Consider the following 23,017-nt stretch of genomic DNA (forward strand, 5'->3'; position numbering starts at 1 on the left):
GAATGTGTTTAATATCAACGTAAAGACTCACGAGTTTCTTTACCGTGAAATCAAGAAGTAATACTCCTATAAACACTGAAATAAAAACCGCTATAACAATTTCCATAATTAACTCACGCTCCTTATGCTAGAAAGTCATCATCTTCTAAAGTCGTAAAATCATCGGTTGCGAGGCTACGTCCGCCGAGTGGCTCACCGTCTCGAATTTTTTGAATATTGCCAAGACCGCAAGCAACTCCCTTATTACCGTTAGAGTTAAACGCGTAGAAGTTGATGGAAACCCTCGCATAGCAGCCTGAATACACTTCACTACGGTCCATGATTGGTTTTACCTGTTTGTCTACAATCTGCGGAGCCGTGGTTGAGTTCGCGTTAATGAAGTAGTGTCCTTTATACGCTTCATCATCACGCTCAATATCCCCGTCCCTGAGTGGTGTTTTAAGAGCAGCCTTGTTTGGTTTTTTACCGCCGAACTTGCCGACACCTTCCTCAATCGCAGCATCAATAGCTTTCTCAATAGCGTTTACTGTTTCAACATCACTTTTAGGGATAAGCAGTGAAACACTATATTTTTCAGGGCCGCCGTTAATAGACTTTGGCTCCCAACCGTTGAAATAGGAAAGACGCGTGTTCTTACCTGTAATAACCTTAGTTTTGTTAAATCCGCTCATTTTACTTTTCCTCCTTAAATTCTTGATTAATATTTTGAACGTTAACTTTTGCCCGCTTATCCGAGTCTGGTACGAGAGTAAGTTTTCCGGACGGTTTGATAATGAGGTCGCCCAGAATATCCTCAAATTTTTTCTTGCCCATCAGCTTTTGCATTTCTGTTAAACCGATAAGACTAGTTTTGAAAATGTTGGTAAAGCCATGAGCTTTCGCTTTCTCAATAACCGCTGTCTCATCCTTAAACTTGCGAACTGAACGTCCTTCTACGAGTTTGAAACCAGACCACTCTTTGCCGTGGTTTATCGCGGAATCTGTGGCGTACGCTAAAACATCATCAGCCCACTTTGTAAGAGTTGGAATAGTTTTAAGAACCTCCTCAATCTCACTATCCGTTAAAACAGAAGGCGGTTTGAACTCAAGTTCTGCAAGCTTTAGATTTTCCTCGGCACGCTTTCTGCATACTGCTTTTGCCCTGCAAAACCTGCACCAGTCTCCAGCTTCAAATTCGCCTTCGCCTTTAATAGCAAGCTCCGCTTTAGGTTTAAGCACGCTTTCAGCCCAAGATATAAGCTCCGCAACAGGTAGTGTGAAAGTTGATACGTTGTCACGACGTGGCTGAAAAATACTCATCTCAACGTTTTGTATCTCATACAAGCTGTCGAAAAGCGTTAAAGCTCCAAGCGCGTAGCATTTCATCTGAGGATTCTCGTAAGCATCAACCAGCACGCCTTGACCGTACTTAAAGTCGATAACCTGCAGCGTTTTTTCGCCTACAATAATGCAGTCTGCTGTACCAAACCCTTCCGGCACGTAAGCTGAAAAATCAACTTTCTGCTCGATGAGAAGGATAGGATCTTGACAGTTAAGTTTTGCCTGCTCGTATTTTTCCATTACGAAATCCACGTAAGCATCCGAGCATTCCTGCATCTCGTTTGAGTCATACTCTGTTGACGGTTTTTCACACGGACGATTAAGAAGCTTATTCAGCTTGTACTCACACCACGCGTGTGCCGCCGTTCCTTCCTCGGCTGCCACAGAAGTGGTGTTTTCAAACTTTTCTTCTAAAACAGCACTCGGAGTACACTTAATCCACCTATGAGCAGAAGATGGGGAAAGTAAAGCATGCTTAGTCACCTTTAATTCCCTCCGCTTCATGCAATAGGCTCTCATACTCGCTTTCAGGAACATCCGATAGCTTTTGCGCACCGTGCTTAACGATGAGTTTCTTCACATCAGCTGTCTTTCCCATCTGGCTAAGTTTTGCTAAAACCGCTCGCACATCCTCTAAGCTCACCTTTTTAACAGACTCCTTATTATTAAGAGCTGTTTCTTTACAACCAGCACCAGAAGCACCGGCATCATCAAATAGTGCTTTAAGATGAGCTGTTAAGTTTTCCAAGTCTTTGATGACTTCTCTCAATATTTCCATGTTCACGGTTTTCCTCCTTAAACTTCTTTGACATCAACTGACTGAACACTTTTCCCGGGATCTAATAGGTAGACTTGCGAGTAATCACCAAACAGCCAGCGGATAAACCGTTGAGGTAATCGCATCACAGCTCCACGTAGAACCTGTTTCTTCTCACCGTTTTCACCGGTGACGTTAATAACGATCTTGTGTTTCACGAGTTTTGCCTCCTTTCTGTAAGGGGTTTCTTCCTTACACATCACAGGCAAAGAAAAAGGAGGAGTTTTTAACCTCCTCCAAATAAAATTTCTAGAATTTTTTAACGCGTTTTTCTAAGCTTTTCGAGAGCCTTATCCAGATGCTTTTTCACGCCAGCAGACGAGATACCAAGCATGCTCGCAATCTCTGACTGAGTGTATCCTCCAAAAAACATCAGTTTTACTACTTGACTCTGCCTATCTGTCAGCACTGAAAGCATGGATTCTGTTCTCTCTGACATTTCAAAACCATAATCATCACCGCTAAAACCATAATCATCAGTAGTACTGAGAGCTTCAGCAAGATGACTTTTATCTACCCCAAGCTCACCATCTGCATCAAAGTCAAGCGAAAGATTATAGTTACGCGGAAAATGCTCTTCAGCAGCATAATCAACATCATCCTTGTTAGGCTCATAACCATGCTTAAGATTAAAACGCCGAATATATTCTTCTTTCCACGCTTCAATCTCAGCTTTTTCTTCAGCAGTTCTAGCAGGACGTAGGTTCTTATTGTTGTAGTAAACCTCGCTGTCATCCATTGAGTGAAGCATCTTAATATCCGCAACGGTTACACCATTCTCGCCCGGCTTAATCTCGATAGTTTCTTCACTATAACTACCATCTTCATTACGAACACAACTTGTATACTTATATGTTGCTCGATCGTTGCTATTAGTTTTGCGAGTCCTCATGCTCACCCTTCCCGCCTGCAGCGGTAGGGTGAAGACACATACAAAAAAGAGCCGATACTTTATGAAGTACCGACTCTAATACCTGAAAAACAGCCATAGTAGAATAGAGGTACTTCATAGGAGTCATGAAAAACCATGAGGATCCTATTGACGTATCTCATCGCCCTATAGCTAATCAGGCTTTAACTGTTTATTAGTAGTGTCTTATTGATTAATCATTAACCACAATCTTGTTAATTGTTCCAAAAATTCTTACAACATTTACCCGCTCTTTCTTAAAACCCGTATCATGAGTGTAAAAAAGAGTGGAATAATCTCGTTTTTATAACAGCTTGACATGTAAAAACCACACTTGCCTTGAAAGCTACGTGCTTTGAGGTTTAAGCGTTAACAATGTTTTCACCCCCCTTCTCGTTAAACAACACTCGTTTTAGAAAACAAAACGAGCATTAGCCACGCTCTAATAGAGTCCCAACCGTAGCTAATAAAGTCCCAACTGTATTTAATACAATCCCAACAAATCTAATATAATCCCAACCGTATTAATATCAGAAATCCTCACTCCGCAAAAAGTGTTATAGGACTAACTACTTTTAGTATTACCGTTAGAGCTTCTGATTAAAACACTTCAGATAAAACGTTCAAGTTATTACTATGCTAAAAAGGCTCTTCAAAAAACCTGACAAATACGCACATATACGAGGTTGCATACACGAGATTGCAGAAGAAAACTTCTTTACTTATGGCTCTCCTAGAATATGGTTAGTGTTGAGAACTAAAGGTATTAAAGTATCTGAAAAAGTAGTAAGACGACTCATGAAAGAAGAGTTAATTGAGGTTAGATATGCCAGGCGTAAAAGACGCTATTCAAGTTACATATGAGAAATTACTCCCGCATGTAGTAACATTGTTAACAATAATTTTCATGCAGATTCACCTAATAAGATTTGGCTTACAGATATTACTGAGTTTTCAGTAAAAGAGTCAAAACTCTATTTAAGCCCTATGATCGACTGTTTCGATGGTAAAGTGATTTCTTACGCTCTTCCAAACCACCCAGATCAGTGTCTTGTAGATGAAATGTTAGAAGGGTCTTTATCTACCCTTGACACTACAGAATGTAAAAGCTTAGTTATTCATACAGATAGAGGAGGTCACTATAGAGGTGGCAGGTGGATTGAGAGATTAGAAGGTCTTGGTATTACACGCTCCATGTCAAGAAAAGGAAACAGTGGAGATAATGCTGCCTGTGAAGGCTTTTTGGACGAATGAAAACAGAAATGTATTATCCACTTAACTGGGATAGTACAGAAGAATTACGTCAAGCTATTCATACTTATATTGATTTTTACAACAACCACAGAATTAAAATAGGTCTTAATGGAAAGACAATTACGGAACATCGTGATATGATTGCACAAAATGTCTAAAAATTGTCCTAAGCCCCTTTTGGCCTATAGCTCATGAGACGCAATAGCACTCGCAGTGATGAGAATATATAAAAATCTAGGCGAATAGCACAAAGGTTATTCGCCTAGAATCTGGCAGGTATATAGCAATCGGTACTACATTCCCTTATGAGAAAAACTAGTCATCGAATGCGCAAGAATATACCTAACTGTAGATTTTTCATATGGTTTTACTGTCACTTTATTTTGCGTTGTTCCCAGAATGCTAGGAGTGTCACCACAGCACCGGACAAGATTGTAGCAACGGTGTTAATCTGCGTTCCAGGGCTCCAAGCATAGCTAACAACAGGCAATTTCAGCACACTGCATGCTATATAATCGCCAAATAGAATAATCAACAATGTAATTATAATCACTGTCGCATCCACGATAGCTATAACTTTTCTGCGGTACAAACAAGTAGTTGTTATTGCAACCAATAACTGAATCAACGCACCAACAACCCCGCACGCCATGAGAGCGTAGAATGGAGCGTACAGAGCAGAGGTGTTCAACCAGAAGCGATAAACTAGTATTCCTAGGCCTGCTAGCACAGCTACTAGGGGTATTAGCTGTAGCCTATTACCTTTAGCGGCGGACACGATAGTACGTTCCTCTGCCATTTGAATCTGGCCATCCGCCATTCCATTTAAGGTAGTTGTTGGTATGTTGTGCAATCCGCAACTTTCTACCGCTCTTGGTGTGAACGAAGCCCACATGATCTACAGTCCCATCACTTGTGAAGTCTACAGCAATGAAATCTCCACTACGCACATTAGACACGAAACTATCCCAGTGCTTTGTGCTATAACCAGACCCCATGTAGTTTTTGAAAACATTGGCATTCACCCATGATGTAGAGCGATCTCCCTTCGATTTCCACCACCATCCTTTATTTTGATCATTATAGGTATCCATTGGTACACCACCGGCGTGTAGGATCTGCGAAGCAAAATTAGTGCAGTCAACAGGGGCACCATACCATTTCTTTTCCTCACCATATTTGCCATTAATCCCTGTTGCCCACTTCTCGGCATAAGCGCGAGCCTTACTAAGGTCGATACCGGAATTTCGCAAAGCATAAACTGGTCTATCATTCCCATTTTTAGGCTTGGTTGGAATCCACATTTTTGCGAGAGCAATACCATCGTCTTTAGAAAGCTCACCTTCGGAAATCTTAAGATTGAACGCATCTAACTGTTCGATAATTTGTGAGTTCTCTTTAGGGTTTTCGTAAACATCAAGAAATTGAACCAATGGTTGTAAATCTGGACGGCCATCCAAAACTTCAGTAATAATAATCTGTTTGTACATAGATGCTGTGTCGACGGTTAGTTCTGGTAGAGAATATTTGGTTTGAGCAGCTCTGAGGTCACTCGCGTAGAGAGCAACATATTTAGCCTTGGCAGCATCGCCATTGACATAGGTATCTAATAAATATAAAGTCTTCCCTTGGAACTTAACAGTATTAGTTGCAGTTTCTTGATTGGCAAGAAAGTCTTCACTGTGAGGCGGGGATGCGGATGCCATTGATGGAAATATTCCAATTGTAAACAATAGGCAAAATGCACACATTTTTACTGTGGATTTGTGTTTCATAATATTACTCCTTTGAATTAATTACAACAACACAATTATATATTGTACACAAACTTCTTTGAATGTCAAAATGTCACAGTATTAGTAGATCATTGCTGCTTTAGACGCTTTGCTCGGTTGGTTAATTGCCGCATCTGATGGTGCGGTTCAACGCAATGATGGCAGCGACAAGGCGAAGCCAACACAAGCTTGGTTGGCTTTCTTCAATACCTACTCGTTCGTCCAGTCATCTTCTGATGATGCTTCGTAGCACGTGAGATGATTCAAGGGATGATTAGATGAGTGCATTTTAAGCTTTGTATAGAATAGTTTTTGTTATATTTCAAAAAATATATAAAACCAATCTAGTGATTTTTGAAAATAAAATTAGGAATATTAAATTTATTGCATTAAAACTAAAAAGAAGGTCTATAGGCCGAAAAGGGGCTTATGATAATTTCTTAAGTATTTTATGCAGTAATAGCACGATTATCTTTTAAGCCCCTTTTGTTTTCAATGCCAAGTAATACTAAATGTTAAGCTTTTTAGCTTAACTACAGCAAGTTTTCATTGATATTTCAACGAAAACTCGGTTTTTTAGCACACTTTTGCCGCTTACCCTCAAAAATTGTTCCTTCATTAGGCAACGACATCGTTGTCATCAAAGCAAGCACGAACGTAAACGGACCGAGCGCATTCCCATACGTTTTGAACATCACACCAAAATCATGGCCGAATACCACCATCGACAAGTAAAGGAACATAAAATTCACAGCTGTAAACATAACCAACTTCAGCACGAACATAAGAACTTTGTACATAAGAATATCCTCCTCACTCACTCCACGGAGTCGCACACCAAATAGCAGAAGCTGCTAAACATGCAGCTAGGCCCACAGCTCCACCTCTAAATGCGACTGGACCAACTGCCTTTAAAATATACATAGCAGCTTGCTTCCAAAGCTGATTTTCAAGTAACCTTGTTAAAGCACCATGAAATACTCCAGCAAGGGTGCCTAGCCCAGTAGCATTAATTATACATTTAGCATAATCCTTCGAACGCACTGCATGATTATCATTAGACGAAATCTCACCAACAGATGCATTTGCATTGAGCTTATGAATTAAATTCTCAAGCACTTCTTTAGGAACATGAGAAAACTCCCCTGCTTGTGTTATAGTCCATTTTTTATTAATTTCATTAAACTTGAGATACCTTGAAAAAATAATTTCAAGACGCTTAGCATAATTATCTATATTCGCATCACTGACATTGCTTTCTACAACACTTGGCGCGTTATCCACTATCTCATTGGCTTGAGCAGTTGATACCAGAGAAATACAGGTTGATAATGCTGCAACAACTACAGCAATAGACTTAAAAATATGACATTTCACAGAAATTCTCCTTTGTAATTACAATATATAAAAGACCTATCATTAGGTTTAATACTCATCCTATTCCATAATTTTTTGCCATACAATTGTTGTTGTTATTTTTGATAACACATAAAATGTATAAGGTGTTCTAAGTTTTACTTGTAACAAATAGAAATAGGGTTATTCCCCCAAATACTAAATTATGCAAATAGACTACAATTAGAATACTCAAAATCACAACTACATCCCTAGTCTGTAGCGTAGCTCGTGTTTGGTAGCTGCGGCAAAACAACAAGAAGACCGGCGGTAAAAATCAGCGCGAGTATAGGCAAAACCGATCCTTCATACGCTTGATTGCCAAGCATAGAAAAACATAAGCCAACCAGAGCCCATCGCAATGCCGGACTAATAGATCTCATGCGAATAAAAATATTATTCTTACTAAATATTGACTTCACAGCAACCAGCTCTCCACTAAAACTCTCTCCAAACAATGCAAACTTGCATGCAAGACTACATAACTACTTACACGCAGGCTTACATGCAAACTTACATAACTACCTTCAAATCGCTACCAAACTTAAATAATTCACTACAAACTACACAAATCCAATAGCTTATTTGACAAATTTGATAACACTATACCCTTGGCCAAAAAACAACAAATAATAATACAAAACAACAAAAACACTACAAAAAAAACAGGGATCATAGACTAAAACAGTTCAAAACAAAAAGAGTGAAAAACAAAAAGAATGAAAAACAAAAAGCTTTCGGTTTTGAATGTCCCTAGTAGCAAACAAAACCGAAAGCAACACACTCAACACTCAAAACACACACGCATACGCAACCAACGCCAACACAAACCAGAGATAAAAATGTTAAAACAAAAACACAATCACTTTTATAACTCAATAAACATTACTGCTTTAATCAAAAACAATCTTGTTATACACTAGCTAAGCAATAAACAATAATGTAAAATAGTTTCATTATATTGTGTAGACTGTTTTATATTGCGTAAACTATTAAATTCTCATTTGAGAATCAAACCGCACTAGCAAAAGGTAGGAGTTTGTGAAAAATGATTTCAATTATGCCGACGATTCCGAGCGCGAATCAGACTCAGAAGCTGGAACAATATCGCCAGGCGTCAATGAAGAACGCTCAAAAACAAATCATGAATCGAAGAATGACTCGAATACTGCTGGGAGTGTCGACGGAATTACGTCAAATGACATTAACGAAACAATAGATTCAACTACCTTTGAAGAAAAACAAGCTGCTTCACTTATATTTGCACTCAAGACTCTAGGTTATAGCGACGAATGGAGCGGAATACTGCCAGATCCAGAAAGTTTTAATTTGTACCCAACGAATGTACAAGAAAGAATACTTAATCAGGCAGATGCTTTTACGGTCGATGAGTCTAAACGACAAGACAAACTTGTTAAAGCAGAAATAGAAACATCTAAAAGAAATACATGGATAAGCGCTGTACTATTTGTTTTATGCTTGCTTTCTGGACTAATAGCTTTCCTTATTACAAATAACCAATGGTCATGGACGCCATTGGCATTACCAGTAATTTCGTTCCTAAGAGATTTAATAACACACATAAAATCTCATTCAAGTAAGAATGAAACGGATAAAAACAGTAAAAACTAAATAGACAGGTAAAAACTAAATATACGGAATTGAAGCCAATAAAACCATTGAGTTTATGCCACTGGACTTTTTCCACGACAGTCTTCCGAGCGTAGATGTCGTTCTGTTGGATTCGATTTTAGCTGATTGGGATGATGACTGTTGTACAAAAATACTAAGAAATATTCTTCGATCGATTCGCCAATCTAGGGCGAACTTGGTTATCTCCGAGGCGATCAGATTTTCTTCTTCATCACATGTTGATGCTATAGGCAAACTGGCGCTAGCTTGTGCTGTTCAAGGACGGGTCAGAGAACCTGAAGATGTTCGGTCACTTGTTCTAGCTGCGGGTTTCACAGACTGTGAGCATGTTACAGAAAGTCCGATGCGCTTTTCCTTAATAGCACGACCTTAATTCATCTTTATTATTTCTCTGTGAGGTAAGAATATGGATCAGAGTGCTGTACGTTTGAATGGCGTGAGTCACAGTTTTGATGGAGATGTGCTCGTATTGAACGACATCTCAAGCCATGTTTCTAATACACGTATCGCAGTTGTCGGTGATAATGGAAGTGGCAAGTCAACGCTCTTGCGTATCATCGCAGGCACGATTTCTCCATCTCATGGCTCCGTAGTCCTAGGATCCGCACCGTATTTCATGGCACAGAATCGTAGCCCTGATGATAATCGCACGGTTGCCGAGTTTCTTGGTGTTGAGTGGTTCTTGAGGTCTTCCGAAAGACTTGAGGAAGGTAATTATAATGAGGAGGACTTAGCGTATTTAAGTGATAAATGGGAACTTGCGAGCCTGCTTGAGTCTGTTAAAGAAGAATGGTTCCCACAACTAGAGTATTCACGGTTGATCTCAGAAATCTCTGGTGGTGAGTTCGCGAACTTGGGGTTAGCGCGAGCTCAGATTGCCAAGCCGAGAATCTGTTTGCTTGATGAACCATCGAATAACCTTGATTTCGCTGGAAGAGAGCGGCTGGTGCGCTTTATTGCCGACTTTAAATACACCCTTATCGTGGCAACACATGATCGAAATATCATGGATTGCTTTGACAAGATTTGGGAAATCCGTGATGGTAGATTGACTCAGATAGATGGATCCTTCGCTGATTACTTGAACCATGTAAAGAATAGGCGAGCTGAGGCCACTCACGAGCTTAACAAAGCGCGAAAAGAGGTAAAAAGGCTGAAAAGTTCTCTTAGAGAATTAGAGCAACGGCAATCAATTCGTAGGAACGGTAATCAACGTGCATCGATTCAGAAGCGCGGCTCTAAAATGTCTATGAACGGTCTCAAAAGTAAGTCTGAGGGTACCTTAAGCAGACAACGATCACAGTTAACAGAGAAACGCCAAGATGCCGCTGAGACCGAATTGGCCGCAAAAAATAACATCGAAAAAGAACATACTATGCGTCTCGACGGTTTGCTGTCAGATCAAGAGGGCAGTAGGCGTCAGATTATATGTTTGTCTTCATGCACTGGCTGGCAAACCATTATCGGTGGTGACGATCGCGTTGCACTTGTTGGTGCTAACGGTGTTGGAAAGTCGCGCCTCATAGCAAGCATTAACAATAGCTCCTTGAGGTGCTCTGGTCCGGCTTGGGCAGAACCTTTGACCCCTGATCTTGAAAGTATTGGTATTCTCTCTCAGAACTCACTACATCTTGATCACTCAAAAACGATCTGGGACGAGCTTGTGCAAGGGATACCCAACCTTGAACGGCAACGAGTATTCGCTGTCATTGCTCGGCTTGATTTTAGCAGCGCAACGCCTGACAGCCTTGTATCTGAACTCTCGGGTGGCGAGCAGTTTAGACTTTCACTCGCGAAGCTCCTACTAGCTACCCCACCAAAACAACTCATTGTTTTAGATGAACCTACTAATAGTCTAGATATTCAAAGCCTCCGTGAGGTGAGAGATTTGCTGTCGCAGTTTGAAGGCGCTCTGCTAGTAATAAGTCATGATCGCGACTTTTTAGAGAGCCTCTCAATCACAAGATGGCTCGAACTTAGCAGTTCTGGATTATCTGAACTCGCATAATATATGCACCCGTCTTTCTGACAATATTAGATTTATGTGACCGAAGTGAGGTAAGCGATACACTTGCGATCAAAGAATACGTCGTTGAGTCTGCATCACTCAAAACCATGATGAAACTAAAAGAGCCCAAAGCTGGTCTAAGTTCAAACTATTCTCTTGTTCTGTATCTTACCTTTGAAAAAAGGGAAATTGGAGTCGAAATCCTAGCCAGTCGCTAGATATAGGGCATCCACCCTGAAGGATGTCGAATCCAAAAAAGTTGCAAAACTGTTGCTGCGCTTGCTGTTATAGCTGCATCATCTGCTATGTTGTCCGCTTGTGGAGAGCCAAAAGCTGTTCCTATGAACGATGAGTTCGCTGACAATTCTGGTCAAAGCGCGGATGATGGCGGTAATCCTTCAGGGAAGTACGATGCTGGCGCTCAGCAATCTCAGTCTTCTGCGCAAAGTGAAGATTCTGGGGATTCTAAAAACCAGTCTAAAACCGATACTGGCAATTACAAAGATGGCGATTACAAAATCAAAGCTACGTATGGTCCGGTTGCAGAAGATAGTTTTGATGTGCGCTTAAGCGTCGCAAATGGGAATATTAGCGATGTGCAAATGACTCCTCATCCGTTTACGCCGATTTCAAAAAAGCACATGAATGCTTTTGCTGGCGCTATTCCAGGTAAAATAGTTGGAAAGCCGTTGAAAGATTTGCATATTTCAGTTGTTGCTGGAGCAAGTTGGACTAGCGACGCATTCAATAAAGCGCTTGATGTTGCTCGCCAAGAGGCTTCAATTCAATCCGCACAATAATTGCAAGGCACAATCGCGATTATTGCGCAGATTGAATCAGCATCTAATCTTTTTTATTTTGAACGCTATCAACTGATTTTAATCGTACATTTTCCTTATATTTGTGCAACATTAAAGCAAAAGCTGTACAAGTGATTAGGTAGAAATTCCACGTAGTAACAAGAGTGAAAATATGAGGTCCAGGGTATGGATTGATTGAATACCCATACAATAGTTCTGTATCACTTGACCATAGCAATGTACCTAATGTATCAAAAATAATAATTACAATAGGTATTAATGCTTTCCATCGCATTGAATCTTTGCGCAAAGATAACACAGCAATTGCAAAGCAAATTGGCACATAAAATCCAGACAATTGTACTGCCTTATACAATGTTGAATTAACTGCATCATGCAATCCTGTAAACCAAAATCGAAGAAGTAATACAATACTTATAGCATCAATCACTACTAAAATAATCCACAAATATTTTGCACAGAAAGAATGAATATTTTTAAATTTTTTCTCCTCGGGAACAATATTGCAAGATGCACTATTTTCTGATTGTTCTTTCTCGATGAAAGTCTTATAACTATTAAATGCAAGAAGCATAACCAATACACTATGTACGCAAAAATTCAGGCATATAAGAACTGTATTTACTTCAGAGCCGGGATAATATGCATAATTTACCATAGGAACTTGTAATAGCTCTGCTAATGATTGCGCATACATGCAAATAAGCGTAGATATAACGAAAAGCGCTACTAGTGTTATTGACATTATCCAGCGTTTGCGCTCGCGACAAAATGCAATAACGCAAACCAACAATACAAGACTTACTACACTAGTCCATGCAAGACCGTCATATAAAACATACCCATTCGATGTGTTAATAAAATATCTATATGCCAGAGTAAGTAGGCATATAGTGTCAAGTGGAATAAACAATAACCACGCACACTTGCGTTTACAAATATTCTTTAGCAAATTCATTATTTACATTCTTCTTAAATGAAAATGTTACAAAATTTTACTATTTATCGACGTACTCTATAATAAATAGCTTTTCCGTCATGTTTTGGCCATCCACCATCCCACGCTAAATAATTCGTGGAATGTTGTGCAATCTTCAAACCATCGCGACCTTTTTGATACACGAAACCGATATGATCAACTTCTCCATCTTGGTTATAATCAACGCCGATAAAATCACCGTCAGCAACAGAATGAACAAGCTGTTTCCAATGCTTTGTATTGTAGCCACTTCCCATATAATTTTTGAAAGTATTAGCATTAACCCAAGAGATAGAAGTGTCATTCTGTGCCTTCCACCACCAACCTTTAGATGGATTATTATACATATCCATTGATACGCCACCGGCGTACAAAATTTGAGAAGCAAAATTTGTGCAATCTTCATCGCGTTCCCAAATCCACCAGCCTCTTTTTTTATAACCGTATTTTGGATTAGGTTTTACAGCATATTTTGCAGCATATTTTTTCGCGGCAGAAACATTAATCCCTAAACTACGGTCTGCGTAATATGGTTTATCATTATGATTTTCTGGTAATGTTGGCAAAAGTAGATAAGCGTTTTCTATGCCTTCTTCTTTAGATAGAAATCCATTAGAAATTTGTTTATTTATTTTTTCAAGTTCAGCAAGTATTGCATCATTCTCAGATCTATTTTCATACCAATCTAAAAATTCAACAGATTCTGTCGCGTCTGTTCTCAATGTATTTTTTTCATCCTCTTGTGAAAGAATGCTTTTATAAATTGTTGCTGTTTTTTCAGTTAATTCAGGCAATGAATAACTTTTCTTAGCCTTGTTGATAACACTAAAATGTTTAGATAAAAAGTTTTGCTTTGCTGAATTTGGGTCTTGGAATGTATCTAGTAATCTGAAACGCTCACCTTGGAATGCTATATAATTTCGTACTTTTACAAAACTACTTTCTTGAGTTGTAACGCCAGAATTATTATCGGCATATGCTACATTTACTAATCCATTAGCAATCAGTAGACAGGCAAAGCATGTAGCTATCATTTTATAACAAATTTTCATCTTATCTTCTCTCCTAATTAACCATGATGATCAGCAACCGTACTGATAAAAGAAACTAGCAAAGCGCTAGTTGCATGCATCTTTACGGTGCAACTAAACAACACATTAGAAATTCTACTATTGAATTTATATGGATGTCAATAAAATCATAAAACGATGTTTTATGTATATGGAATTGTTGTTCTGTTGCTATAAGTGCCATTTTGTTTCAAATATCAACTAAATATATTTAATATACTAAATGTATTAAAAATGTATGTAATTCTAGTCTTACGCCTTACAATTCAGTCATTGTAATTGTTGCATGACGCTGTAAACAGGACGCACGTTATCGTGGCAGATTTTGCTAGATTTGCGATTTTTGCCACGATAACTGTGTGTGTCACGCATTTGCTGGTTCTATTGCAATGCGTCCACCTAACGCTTGAACAACCTTCGCAATAGTTTGAAAGCTAGGATTGCCATCTCGTCTTAGGCTTTTATAAAGGCTTTCCCTACCAACCTCAGCTTTTTGAGCAATCTCTTTCATTCCTCGAGCTTTTGCAATATCACCTATAGCAGCTTGCAACAAGCGAGGATCGTTAAGTTCTGCTGCAGCATTGAGATATGCAATAACATCATCATCGTCCTCAAGATACTCACTCGCATCCCATTTACTTATATTTACCATTTCTTCTCCTCAATTAACTGTGCAAGAAGTATCTTCGCTTGCTTAATATCTTTACTTTGACTACTTTTATCCCCACCAGCAAGTAATAGCATTAACTTTGAGCCTTTTTGTGCAAAATACACACGATATCCTGGTCCAAAAGCGAAACGCAGTTCACTAATACCATTGCAAACTGGATGTAAATCACCTACTGGCTTACCTGCAATTTCACATAATCTCAGCCTCGCATTAATTCGAGCTTTAGATTGCAAGACCATGAGCCTACTAAGTCTCCTAAATTAGCGGATTTAGCTGATTAGTCGCGCGGGTTTTAAAATATACAAGGTTTGAAGGTGATGATTTTATGATTTCAGATAATATCTTCCATGATTCTTCACATGATAATTTGAAATCTAGCTTCATTACGTGTTGTATACAATGAAGCTTTGCTTTTGAACTCTGAAACTATTGCTCTGTACTCTGAAACTTTGATTTAGAACATCATATTATTTCTTACTATATTATGCTTGTAATACTGTATATCCCCACTTCACCAGCTGGGTGCAAGGTGGGTGCACTTTTTAACGTTATCCATCTTGTGCACTCGACCCTAGAACGTAGACATGTTCCCTCATACAGCCAAAACACACTCAAAAACCGCGAGAACCCAGCTTAAAGCCGCTTCGCATTAAACCTTTTAACGATAGCCCTCGCTAACCCCTGCTACACAAGGGCAAACTTGCACCCACCTAATCAGCCTTTGACATCAATACAACACTCTCGACGTGATGAGTGTTGGGATATATGTCGAACGCGCGCAAAGACTGAACGCTGTAACCAAGCTCCCTAAACGTGCCAACATCGCGAGCAAGACTAGTAGGATCGCAAGCAACATACACAACGCTTCTAGCCCCAGACTTCGCAATCTGCTTACAAACTTGAGCTTTAGCACCAGCGCGCGGAGGATCCAACACAACAACATCTGGATGCGCAAATCGGCGCACAATCTTAGATGACTTACTCGCCTTAAACACCTGCGATTCAAGCGTTTGTGCAACATCACCTTGCAAAGCTTCAACAACATCCCTGCTAAGCCCTGCGCGCCCAATGTTTCGCCTTGCGTTCTTTACAGCAATCGGCGCACCCTCAATGCTAAGCACGCGAGCTGGCTCTGCAGCTCCAGCGAAACCTGCAGCACCAGCAGCATCTCCGCCAACATTAGCCAAAGTCGCAAGCGGAATCGTAAACAAACCCGAACCAGAATACAAATCCCACAAAACCGTATTCTTAGTGCGACCACCAAGAGCAGAACGAACTAATCCCAAAACGTAGTTCACTAAATGCTCTGGAGCTGCGCGGTGAATCTGCCAAAAACCGCGCGCGTCAACATCGTAGTCAAAAGTGCGCATACGCGATGAATCGCCAGCAACCGCAACGCGCACGCGCTCGCGCAACAATGCCGAGCCTGCAATCAACTCATCATTTACTATAAGCGCATAATTTTCGCCAATCGCATTAAGTAGCGCAGCCCTGTCACTAAAATCCAAACCCTCAACCCGAGGCTCTGGAACAGCAAGGCGAATTTGCGCATTTGGCGAGAAAGAACGATTCCACAAATCCAAAGAATCCGCAACAGCCAAAACTGCGCGCGACGCAAGCGGCATAGTATCAATCGCAATGCGGTCATGCGACTCGCGCTTACGCATAGACAATCGCCCTTCATCATCTGCAACCAACTCCATGCGCGTACGCCAATTAAATCCGTTAAGCTCCTCGTCCCCTGGAATGCGCTCAACACTAACATCGCTTTCCGCAACATCCATATGCGCTAAACGTTGGAATTGATTGGCAATTACGGAGGCCTTCCAACGAATCTGACCAGGCAAAGAAACGTGAATTAAATCCGCGCCGCCAACTCCGCCGCCCTGAGACAGCGGGCCAGCGAGCTTCCATTGCGGCTCCACACGATCCGCACTAGGCTCCAAAACTTCTACAACTTCGCCAGTAAAAAAGTGCGCTTTTGCACGCATCGGCTCATCCATGCGCACAACAACCAGCTCACCAGGGAGCGCAAATCGCACGAATACAACGCGTCCGTCAAGATGACCTACGCATCTTCCTTGATCCGCATATCTCTCGATTCGCATCGTCACTTGCATGTACTACCCCTTAGCTCTGCTTCTCTTCACTTTGCTTTTCGCTAATCTGTTTTTCATCAATCTGCTTTTCTTCGCGATAATTTTCTTCGCGATTTTTATGATGAAGACGCATAAATGGCGTTGCAATAATCAAGTAAGAAACCCAAATTGCCAGCGCCCAGAACGGCAATCCCATAAGCAATCGAACAGTGCCAAGCCACACAACGTGATTCGTCAAATATAATGGCACTTGCAAAACAAGCCTCAGCGCAAAAACACCAATCCACAATCCAGTAACATACATGTATGCACGCTTAAGTGGCCTGTAATCAAGCCATTCGTGCAGCCACGCGCCAAAATTTTCCGTAGGCATTTTGCGAATCGACTCAATCACAAGCCCAAGAGCTGGCACGCGCGCAATCAGCGAAATCGCAAGAAGCGCACCATAAACAGCGTTTGTAATAAAGCCCATCATGTAGTAGTCGCGCGCTTGATGACTAGTCCACACCCAAATAAGGCAAATCCCTACAGAAACAAGCCCACTTAACGCGCCCATAATCGATTGGCGTTGAATAAGTCGCGCCACCACTTGCAAAACTGCAAGAGCTGCAGACGCAATAACCGTTGTTTGCACGTTTCGCGTTACAACAAAGCAAATAACAAACAGTAAGCCTGGAAGCATGGATTCGATTACGCCTCGAACTCCGCCAAGTGAGTCAATCACAGAAAACGCTTTTCCATCGGATCCAATGGAAGCTAAAGAGGCTAATCCTGAGCGTTTTTTGCTGCTCGCATTTTTTTCCAAGACAATATCCTTTGCTACATGACTTTTGCTATTCGACTATTCGACTTTTGCTATTCGACTTTTGCTACATGACTTTTGCTAACGACTTTTACTATAAAGCTTTACTAACGAACTTCAGAGAACATTGGACCGCGAGTTAGCGTAGTTTTGACTTCTACCTGCTGATCTGCGCCAAGTGGCCCCTTTGGACGGCCTGGAATTTCACCAGAATCACCAGCAGAATCGCCAGAACCACCATTGTCAGAATCTCTAGGAACCGAAACATCATGCATTGGAATCATATCTCGAGGAGCCAATGGCTCACTGCCTCGGTCTACAACAATGTCGCTAAACCACTTGTTAAGCAAAACTGCTTCATCACTCGCCTTTTTTGAATCGCCAGCAACCGAAGAATCGCCAGCAGCTACACCAGAAAAGACTCCACGAAGCATCCAACGCGGACCGTCAACTCCAACAATTCGCGTATCTACAGTCTTATCTTCAACTTTAACTGGTAATATAATCTCTTTGCCAAAAACGCCATTCACTTCCCTGGCATCAGAATTTCCCTTAAGCAAATCCGCGCGAACTTCGCTCCAGATTCCTTCTGTTTTAGGAGCTGCAAACGCCTCAACTTCTACACTAGAAGACCTATACGTAACTGTTATGCCAAGAACTTGGTTAGACTCGCGCTGCTTTTTTACGCGCAACTCTATTCCTTGCAAATACGGAATACGAATAGCTCCGAAGTCAATATATGTACTTAAATCAGGAACTTTTTCGTCTGAAATATTCCAAGGCCCTCTAAGATTTCCTCGACCCAAATACGTGTCTGCGCTGTATCCGCCTTCAATAAGCTCGTTTAAGGCCGAATTTTGGGATTGCAAATCCGCAAGATTTCCAGCATTTTTACTATCAGCTTTAGCCTTGCGCTTCGACTTAAACCATCCCATAATTCCTCTTTTCTAACAGCCAATGCCACTTTTACTCAACTTCACAAGATTACCACAAGCAAAGCAAAATCACACATTGTATCTTATGCTTAGCGCAGCATGATCCGACCAACGCGAATCGTAGCTTGGCGCGCGATCAATCACGAATCCGCAAGCAGTTTCCGCAAGCTCTGGAGTAGCAAATTGATAGTCTAAACGCCATCCAACATTGTTATCAAAAGCCTTGCCGCGCTGACTCCACCACGTGTATGGCCCTTGAATATTGCCAGCAAGCATTCGCATAACGTCTACAAATTCATACTCGTTAATCCAGCGGTCGATGTACGCGCGCTCCTCTGGCAAAAATCCAGCACTTTTCTCATTCGCTTTAGCGTTTTTAATGTCTAGAGGAGTGTGAGCAATATTAAAATCACCACACAAAATCGCCTGATTTCCGCCACTTGCAGCAATATCTCTAAGCTCCCCTAATCGCGTAAGCATAGTGTCTAAAAAGCGGAATTTTTGATGCATTTTCTGCGGATCGTCAACATTTCCAGCGTGAACATACACGCACGCAACCGTAATATCATACCCTTCAGGCGTATGCACGTCGGTTTCTATCCAGCGGCCAGAATCCACGTCTTCGCTTAAACCAGGCAAACCGTAACGCTGCTCTACAACTGGCAAAGATGTTACAAGCGCTACTCCAGCACGGCCTTTTACATTGCAAATCTGATTTGTAACGCAAAATTGCTTGTCATCTTGCACAGATTCATTTTGCACAGATTCATCTTGCACAGATTCACCACTTTTAGACGCATACAAATCCTTGATTTTGCTCATAATCGGGTCAATCGCATCTTGCGGAGCGCGAACCTCTTGCATACACCACACATCTGGAGTGTGGTTTTGCACCCAATCAAGCATCCCCTTGCGCTCTGCAGCGCGAATACCATTCAAGTTTGAAGTTGCAATAGTAATCATAAAATCCACTCTAATCGAATATGCATATTACAAATGAATATCACAAATGCATATTACAAAATAACGAATAATTGTATATTTATATCAATAATTGTATCTTTGCGCGCAGCTTTGCTACAGATTTTCAACTACCGTGACGCAACAGAAAGCATCCAATTTGCACGATTTTCTGCTTCTTCGTTAGAAACACAAACCATAAGCACGGTATCATCGCCAGCAACCGAACCTAAAATCCCCTTTAACGGCTGTCTATCAATAACACTAGCAACATATTGAGCAGCACCCGAAGGAGTGTGAATCACAACAATATTATTAGCAAATCCAACTTCTGTAATAAGACCAGAAAGAGTTCTTGCAACTTGCTGATCAATCCTAACCGTATCCATTGCGTGACGGTTGCCAGTGCCATCTCCCAAGACGTACGCAATTCTTCCATCTGTAAGACGAATTTTAACAGCATTTATCTCGTCTAAATCGCGACTCAAAGTTGCTTGAGTAACATCAAAACCATTACCAGCCAAAACAGCAGCAAGCTGCGATTGAGAAGTAATAACCTCGCTTAAAAGCGCCTGCTCAATCGCGTTTAATCGCGCAGCCTTAGTTGCAGGACGCTGTTTGCCAGCAGAGTCATTATCATCAAAATTCCCAAAATTCTTCTTTGCATGAACCATAGCTGACAAACCTTTCTAAAAAAACTATTCCAATCTAATATACATGTATATATGCATAACTTTCCGTATATTTACCAAAATTGGCCAATATTTACTAATATATATTGATCTTTATTAATATTTGCATATTGGATATAACGAATATACTGAATAAAAATCACAATAAAATCACAATAAAATCACAATAAAAAATGCGGCCAAACAACTAAAGAATAGTTATTCAGCCGCATTAATTAAGAAAGCTAATTCACGATTTTACACGCGCAAAGTTGCATGCAAATCTTTAGCCGCTTTTGTAATAGCTTCTCGAACCGCTTCCATTTCTTCGCCAGAAAGCGTACGATCTGCAGCTCTAAACGTTACCGAATAAGCAAGAGAGCGCAAACCATCTGAAAGCTGCTCGCCTTCATAAACATCGAACAACTCTATAGACTCAAGCAAATCGCCAGAAGCTTTAACAATGGCTTTCTCTAAGTCGCTAGCGCTCAAAGAAGAAGGAGCAACAAACGCAAAGTCCTGCTTAACAGGTGGGAATGTAGAAACAGGCTTTGCTTGAACAGGCTTAACTTGCATTGCGTCAAACAATGCGCTCAAATCAAGCTCGAATGCTGCAGAATGCTTTGGCAAGTCCAAATTCTCATTCACGCTAGGGTGAAGCTCTCCAACAATGCCAATTTCAACATCGTCGCCGCCAGCAACAGCAACAAACACTTTTGCACTTCTTCCTGGATGCCAAGAAGCAGGAGCATCGTTCGCACTAAGCTGACAAATCTTAAAATCAACGCCAATGCGCTTTCCTAAACGCTGAACAGCTTCTAGAGCATCGCTGTAATCAACGTCTCGATGCGTACCAAGCCAACCAGTTTCTTCTGCTTTGCCAGTAAAAAGCGCTGCAACATGCAAAGGCTGCTTAGGCAAACCAGCATCCAAAGCTGCAAGTTGAGCATCCGTAGGACGAGCCGAGCCAGGCAAAGCAGGAATTGCAGGAGCATTAGGATCTGCAAAATACACGTGACCAAGCTCATAAAGCGAAACATTGCTCAAACCGCGGCGAATATTTCTGCGGACTGTTCCAGCTAAAGTGGTAAGAACATTCCTGCGAAGCCAAGGACGATCGCCAGCCAAAGGATTTGCGATTTTTACGCTAATTTTAGCAACAGAATCAACGTCTTCGCGGAAAGCATCAAAATCTTCCTTACCAACAAACGGGTAGCTCAAAGACTCAACCAAGCCCATTTCTGCAAGCTCGTAAGCAATAGCTCTACGAGTTGCTTGATCTTGAGTTAAACCAGTTTTGCCAGTAACAGGAACAGCTGGAACCTTAACAGGAATCTCATCGTAGCCAACCAAGCGCGCGATTTCTTCAACCAAATCGCATGGATCATTCAAGTCTGGGCGCCAAGTTGGAGGCAAAACAGAGAACGAACCATTTCCTCCGCCAGCAACCGAGCAACCAATATCCGTAAGAATATCGCTAATGCGGTTCAAATCAATGCTTAAGCCAGAAACGCGCTCTACCTCGCTAGCTTTGAAAACAATAACGTTTCTATCAACAGTATTGTTTACGTCTGTAGGCGTATTAGAAGGCTCTCCAGAGCCAAACTCGCTAAGCATTGTAACAGCCATTTGCGCAGCTGCAGGCTGAAGCTGAGTATCTACTCCGCGCTCAAAGCGGCGAGAAGCCTCGGTTGGAAGCTTGTGTCTACGAGCTGTACGCGCAATAGAAACGGGATCAAAGTGTGCAGCTTCAACAAGAATATTCTTTGTTTCGCTCGTCACTTCTCCATACATTCCGCCCATTACACCAGCAAGTCCAAGAACACGCGAACCGTGATTTCCCTTTGGAGAATCGCAAATAAGCAAGTCCTCAACGTTAAGCTCTCTATCTTTACCATCTAAAGTTGTTAAATGCTCTCCAGCTTTAGCGCGGCGAACAACAATAGGACCTTCAATCTTATCTAAATCATAAGCGTGAAGAGGCTGACCTAAGTCGAGCATTACGTAATTTGTAACGTCTACTGCAAGAGATATTCCACGCATTCCAGCGCGAGTCAAACGCCTACGCATCCAATTAGGGCTTGCAGCTTGTGGATTAAAGTTGCGAACTACACGCGCGTAGTATCGATCGCATCCAACAACGCCATGAATAGGATTTGTATCTTCAATGCTAACTTCAATATCTGTAGACACGTTTTCAACAGAAACTTGACTTGCCTTATTATTAAGTTCCACCACTGGATCCGTGTATGCAGCACCAGTTGAATGGTGATATTCGCGCGCAACACCCCTGTACGAGAACGCGTATCCGCGATCAGGAGTGATGTTAATCTCTAGCAAAGGCTTGTTTAAGTGAAGAAGCGACATTGCGTCATCTCCAGGCTTTAATGCCTCATATTCTGCTTTAGAGAATCCATATTCACGAAGCAAAATAATGCCATCGTGACTATCTCCCAAACCAAGCTCGCGCTCGGACGCGCACATTCCATTAGAAATGTGGCCGTAAGTTTTGCGAGGCTCAATCTTAAAATCGCCAGGCAAAACAGCGCCAGGAAGAGTTACAACAACCTTTTCTCCAGCAGCCATATTTGGAGCGCCGCAAATAATTCCACGAGGAACTTTATTGCCATTTTCGTCTACCTCGTTGTATTTATCTCCAACATCAACATGGCACCAATTAATAACCTTGCCATTTTTTTGCGGCTCTGGAGTAGCATCAACAACGTAGCCTACAACAATAGGACCTGTAACTTGAGAATCGTGAATCTCTTCTTCTTCCAAGCCAACTCGCACCAAATCTTTAGCAAGCTGATCATAAGTCAAACCTTCTGGCACTTCAACATGATCTTTAAGCCAGTCAATATCTACCATTGGCATG

At 41.3% G+C, this 23,017-nt stretch carries 26 protein-coding genes and 1 pseudogene; 7 read left to right on the forward strand and 20 right to left on the reverse strand.

Annotation, left to right across the window (positions count from 1 at the left end):
- Positions 1–122 precede the first annotated feature (122 nt).
- From HXT45_RS05320 to HXT45_RS05340, 5 genes are read right to left on the reverse strand one after another with little or no spacing between them, the layout of a single operon-like run.
- Positions 123–671, reverse strand: a complete 549-nt coding sequence (locus tag HXT45_RS05320) for a DUF2815 family protein (RefSeq protein ID WP_018645384.1) — start codon at positions 669–671, stop codon at positions 123–125.
- Position 672: 1 nt separating this feature from the next.
- Positions 673–1,803, reverse strand: a complete 1,131-nt coding sequence (locus HXT45_RS05325; RefSeq protein ID WP_421781536.1) for a DUF2800 domain-containing protein — start codon at positions 1,801–1,803, stop codon at positions 673–675.
- Positions 1,796–2,104 carry a hypothetical protein gene (locus HXT45_RS05330; protein WP_421781538.1) on the reverse strand — a complete coding sequence of 103 codons (309 nt, stop codon included), beginning with the start codon at positions 2,102–2,104 and terminating at the stop codon, positions 1,796–1,798. The genes HXT45_RS05325 and HXT45_RS05330 overlap by 8 nt, the downstream gene beginning before the upstream one ends.
- Positions 2,105–2,115: 11 nt before the next feature.
- On the reverse strand, positions 2,116–2,337 hold the full coding sequence (locus tag HXT45_RS05335) for a hypothetical protein (protein WP_016815920.1): 222 nt from the start codon (positions 2,335–2,337) through the stop codon (positions 2,116–2,118).
- Positions 2,338–2,396: 59 nt separating this feature from the next.
- On the reverse strand, positions 2,397–3,029 hold the full coding sequence (locus tag HXT45_RS05340; protein WP_421781540.1) for a sigma-70 family RNA polymerase sigma factor: 633 nt from the start codon (positions 3,027–3,029) through the stop codon (positions 2,397–2,399).
- Positions 3,030–3,683: 654 nt separating this feature from the next.
- On the opposite strand from HXT45_RS05340, the gene HXT45_RS05345 reads away from it, so the two are divergent.
- The 3 genes from HXT45_RS05345 to HXT45_RS05355 all read left to right on the forward strand — a co-directional run bounded on the left by HXT45_RS05345 (position 3,684) and on the right by HXT45_RS05355 (position 4,459).
- A complete protein-coding gene (locus HXT45_RS05345; RefSeq protein WP_080968708.1) occupies positions 3,684–3,911 on the forward strand; it encodes an IS3 family transposase in 228 nt (75 codons plus the stop codon).
- 78 nt (positions 3,912–3,989) lie between these two features.
- A complete protein-coding gene (locus HXT45_RS05350; protein ID WP_421782320.1) occupies positions 3,990–4,301 on the forward strand; it encodes a transposase in 312 nt (103 codons plus the stop codon).
- Positions 4,298–4,459, forward strand: coding sequence for an IS3 family transposase (locus tag HXT45_RS05355; RefSeq protein WP_421781542.1), 162 nt, complete (start codon positions 4,298–4,300; stop codon positions 4,457–4,459). Before HXT45_RS05350 ends, HXT45_RS05355 begins: the two co-directional genes overlap by 4 nt.
- Positions 4,460–4,674: 215 nt before the next feature.
- Here HXT45_RS05355 and HXT45_RS05360 read toward each other — a convergent pair whose 3' ends face one another.
- The 5 genes and pseudogenes from HXT45_RS05360 to HXT45_RS05380 all read right to left on the reverse strand — a co-directional run.
- Complete coding sequence (locus tag HXT45_RS05360) at positions 4,675–5,100, reverse strand: hypothetical protein (protein ID WP_421782348.1); 426 nt, start codon at positions 5,098–5,100, stop codon at positions 4,675–4,677.
- Complete coding sequence (locus HXT45_RS05365; RefSeq protein ID WP_048730094.1) at positions 5,066–6,076, reverse strand: amidase domain-containing protein; 1,011 nt, start codon at positions 6,074–6,076, stop codon at positions 5,066–5,068. Before HXT45_RS05365 ends, HXT45_RS05360 begins: the two co-directional genes overlap by 35 nt.
- 557 nt (positions 6,077–6,633) lie before the next feature.
- Complete coding sequence (locus HXT45_RS05370; protein WP_421781545.1) at positions 6,634–6,876, reverse strand: hypothetical protein; 243 nt, start codon at positions 6,874–6,876, stop codon at positions 6,634–6,636.
- 13 nt (positions 6,877–6,889) lie between these two features.
- The gene (locus HXT45_RS05375) at positions 6,890–7,453 is read right to left on the reverse strand and encodes a hypothetical protein (RefSeq protein WP_421781547.1); all 564 of its coding nucleotides are present in this window, start codon (positions 7,451–7,453) and stop codon (positions 6,890–6,892) included.
- 293 nt (positions 7,454–7,746) lie between these two features.
- Positions 7,747–7,893, reverse strand: a pseudogene (locus HXT45_RS05380) (MFS transporter); the annotation flags it as partial.
- A gap of 619 nt (positions 7,894–8,512) precedes the next feature.
- On the opposite strand from HXT45_RS05380, the gene HXT45_RS05385 reads away from it, so the two are divergent.
- From HXT45_RS05385 to HXT45_RS05400, 4 genes are all read left to right on the forward strand, one after another.
- On the forward strand, positions 8,513–9,103 hold the full coding sequence (locus tag HXT45_RS05385; protein WP_421781549.1) for a hypothetical protein: 591 nt from the start codon (positions 8,513–8,515) through the stop codon (positions 9,101–9,103).
- A 55-nt stretch (positions 9,104–9,158) separates the two neighbouring features.
- Positions 9,159–9,497: a methyltransferase gene (locus HXT45_RS05390; RefSeq protein WP_103014075.1), complete on the forward strand. Its 339-nt coding sequence runs from the start codon at positions 9,159–9,161 to the stop codon at positions 9,495–9,497.
- A 33-nt stretch (positions 9,498–9,530) separates the two neighbouring features.
- Positions 9,531–11,132 carry an ATP-binding cassette domain-containing protein gene (locus HXT45_RS05395; protein WP_103014076.1) on the forward strand — a complete coding sequence of 534 codons (1,602 nt, stop codon included), beginning with the start codon at positions 9,531–9,533 and terminating at the stop codon, positions 11,130–11,132.
- 227 nt (positions 11,133–11,359) lie between these two features.
- Positions 11,360–11,932 carry an FMN-binding protein gene (locus HXT45_RS05400; RefSeq protein ID WP_103014077.1) on the forward strand — a complete coding sequence of 191 codons (573 nt, stop codon included), beginning with the start codon at positions 11,360–11,362 and terminating at the stop codon, positions 11,930–11,932.
- Between the two features lie 43 nt (positions 11,933–11,975).
- Here the strand turns inward: HXT45_RS05400 and HXT45_RS05405 are convergent, their stop codons facing one another.
- From HXT45_RS05405 to pheT, 10 genes are all read right to left on the reverse strand, one after another.
- Positions 11,976–12,527, reverse strand: coding sequence for a hypothetical protein (locus tag HXT45_RS05405; RefSeq protein ID WP_233186370.1), 552 nt, complete (start codon positions 12,525–12,527; stop codon positions 11,976–11,978).
- Between the two features lie 428 nt (positions 12,528–12,955).
- On the reverse strand, positions 12,956–13,984 hold the full coding sequence (locus HXT45_RS05410) for an amidase domain-containing protein (RefSeq protein WP_103014079.1): 1,029 nt from the start codon (positions 13,982–13,984) through the stop codon (positions 12,956–12,958).
- A gap of 382 nt (positions 13,985–14,366) precedes the next feature.
- Positions 14,367–14,654 carry an addiction module antidote protein gene (locus HXT45_RS05415; RefSeq protein ID WP_004109873.1) on the reverse strand — a complete coding sequence of 96 codons (288 nt, stop codon included), beginning with the start codon at positions 14,652–14,654 and terminating at the stop codon, positions 14,367–14,369.
- The gene (locus HXT45_RS05420) at positions 14,648–14,911 is read right to left on the reverse strand and encodes a type II toxin-antitoxin system RelE/ParE family toxin (protein ID WP_103014080.1); all 264 of its coding nucleotides are present in this window, start codon (positions 14,909–14,911) and stop codon (positions 14,648–14,650) included. Before HXT45_RS05420 ends, HXT45_RS05415 begins: the two co-directional genes overlap by 7 nt.
- Positions 14,912–15,382: 471 nt before the next feature.
- Positions 15,383–16,792, reverse strand: coding sequence for a class I SAM-dependent RNA methyltransferase (locus tag HXT45_RS05425; RefSeq protein WP_421781551.1), 1,410 nt, complete (start codon positions 16,790–16,792; stop codon positions 15,383–15,385).
- Positions 16,793–16,802: 10 nt separating this feature from the next.
- Positions 16,803–17,576: a DUF3159 domain-containing protein gene (locus HXT45_RS05430; RefSeq protein ID WP_421781553.1), complete on the reverse strand. Its 774-nt coding sequence runs from the start codon at positions 17,574–17,576 to the stop codon at positions 16,803–16,805.
- Between the two features lie 104 nt (positions 17,577–17,680).
- A complete protein-coding gene (locus tag HXT45_RS05435) occupies positions 17,681–18,508 on the reverse strand; it encodes a DUF3710 domain-containing protein (RefSeq protein WP_410294039.1) in 828 nt (275 codons plus the stop codon).
- Between the two features lie 69 nt (positions 18,509–18,577).
- Positions 18,578–19,471: an exodeoxyribonuclease III gene (locus tag HXT45_RS05440; RefSeq protein ID WP_421781555.1), complete on the reverse strand. Its 894-nt coding sequence runs from the start codon at positions 19,469–19,471 to the stop codon at positions 18,578–18,580.
- Between the two features lie 128 nt (positions 19,472–19,599).
- Positions 19,600–20,142 (reverse strand): arginine repressor, encoded by a 543-nt coding sequence (locus HXT45_RS05445; protein WP_119529243.1) that lies wholly within the window; start codon positions 20,140–20,142, stop codon positions 19,600–19,602.
- Positions 20,143–20,397: 255 nt separating this feature from the next.
- Positions 20,398–23,016 carry a phenylalanine--tRNA ligase subunit beta gene (pheT, locus tag HXT45_RS05450; RefSeq protein WP_421781557.1) on the reverse strand — a complete coding sequence of 873 codons (2,619 nt, stop codon included), beginning with the start codon at positions 23,014–23,016 and terminating at the stop codon, positions 20,398–20,400.
- Position 23,017: the final 1 nt, after the last annotated feature.

Source organism: Gardnerella sp. DNF01199S (genome assembly GCF_049244155.1).
GTDB lineage: Bacteria > Actinomycetota > Actinomycetes > Actinomycetales > Bifidobacteriaceae > Bifidobacterium > Bifidobacterium piotii.